The following is a 1,907-nucleotide window of genomic DNA, read 5'->3' on the forward strand; positions in this document are numbered from 1 at the left end:
CCCGACTTTGACAGTTTAAAAAGGGAAAAGCAGCTAGAAATACCGTTAAATAGCGGTTTCCAGCTGCTTTTTTTCGTTTTAAATTTGTTGTACACACATACTATTTTGCGTAAGTCCTAAGGACTTCTAGAGGAACATATTGATGGGTCCATTTTTTTCCAAGGAGTTCATTGATTTTCAGGAAATCATCGTCACCGAAGACTTCCCAGTAGCCTTTTTCCAACGGACGGCACTGCGCGCTGAGTAGGGCGCTCTGAATTCTTTCAGGGCTAAGTTGCCCATCAAGTTTATGTTCCAGTAGCCGCATGATCGTTAAGGAGATGAAGCAGATCAGGAAGTGTGCTTCAATATGGGGTTGGGTCCAGACGTAAATTGGACGCGCATAAAAGGTAGTCTTCAAGACCTTGAAACAATCTTCAATGCGGCTCAGAGAGCGGTAGCTAGCCAACATCTCTTCATCACTCATTTCCGTCTCGCTGGTGATAAGGACATTGATGCCGTCAAACTGCTCATCAAATGCAATTTGTTCCTCATCGATGGAGATGTGTGGCACGAGCCTCTTGATTTCCCCGGTTTCTTCGTCGACAGTTTCCACATCTAAGTATCGTTTGCCGCCTTTTCTCATGGTCAATCGGAATCTCTCGCCTGCCGTCAATTTCTCCGCATACTCCACCGATTTCTTACGCCGGATTTTTTCACGGAAGTCATATTTCTGATTCCAGGTTACGAGAATTTTCTCGGTGATTTCCTTCTTGTTCACTGTTCTTTTGCGGATCATCGATTTCTTTGCGAAGGTTTCTTGCTCATTGGCGATCCAACCTTCAGAATCCAGAACGAACGCTTGGATGTCTTTTGGTGCACCTCGGGTGCCACGGACTTTTTGACTGAAAAGGTATCCGTCTTTGTTCTGGAGTGTCTCGGTTATGTTGTTCTTGCTGTTCATTCCTTTATCGGCTACGACAACGATTCGCTCGATGCCAAACTGTTTTTTGATTTGTTCCACAGCGGGTAGGTAGGTCTTTACGTCTACGCAGTTTCCAGGAAATAATCGGAAGGCAATAGGAATTCCTTTGGTGTCCATGAACAAACCCATTTGGACAATCGGGTTTGGTCTCTTCTCCTTGCTAGGGCCCCGCTTCCGAAAAGCAGGGATTGTTTCCCCATCAACCTTGAGAGGCTCATCATCCAAATCGGTTTCAAAGTAGTAGTTCGTGACATCATAAAAGACCAATGCTCCAGTACGTCCAACATTCTTCGTGATGGCATGATGCATTTGCAGTTGAATCTGTTCGCTCAGTAGGCTGAAGGTATCCAATGCCCGGTAGACATCTTGCGTCGACAAATTGAAATCTCCGAACAGGTCCCGTTGGGACTGAACGCTTTTCCATTTACTTTGGGGATCCAAAATCCTCTTTGCCGTCAATAGGCGCAATGACTCGTTGAGATCGATTTTTGAGTTCGTTCCTTTTTGGTGTGCTCGTAAAACCTTTGAGAGCCCTAAGCCTCTATAGATTTCATCCAATAGGAGCCAACCGTAGTTTTGGAGTGGATTCGATATTTTTTTGTTTAAATCAAGGTTAAGCGAAAGGGTTTCTGGTTCCGGTTGATACTTCCCTGCTTTGACGTTCTCCTTTAACTCCGCTAAATAATTGGGATTCCCGGCTTCTAGGTCCTTCAGCTTGCCCAGAGATTTGATGGTACGGTGCTTCACTTTGTCTTTATCGCGATAGCCCTCCACAATCGAAACATATTGTGTGCCTTCACGGTTCTTGATCACTTTTATAAACATACTTCATTATACCGTAAACAACCGTATACAACAATATAAAATAATGAAAACCTTGCGTTTTTTCCGATAACCGCAAGGTTTTCACTAAAAAAATACTGAGTTAACTGTCAAAGTCGGG

The 1,907-nt window shown here is 44.2% G+C and carries 1 protein-coding gene; it reads right to left on the reverse strand.

What is annotated here, in order from left to right:
- Positions 1-100 precede the first annotated feature (100 nt).
- On the reverse strand, positions 101-1,789 hold the full coding sequence (locus BM101_RS13790; protein WP_218149951.1) for an IS1634 family transposase: 1,689 nt from the start codon (positions 1,787-1,789) through the stop codon (positions 101-103).
- Between the last annotated feature and the right edge of the window lie 118 nt (positions 1,790-1,907).

This window comes from Trichococcus palustris (genome assembly GCF_900114465.1).
In the GTDB taxonomy this organism is placed as follows: Bacteria; Bacillota; Bacilli; order Lactobacillales; family Aerococcaceae; genus Trichococcus; species Trichococcus palustris.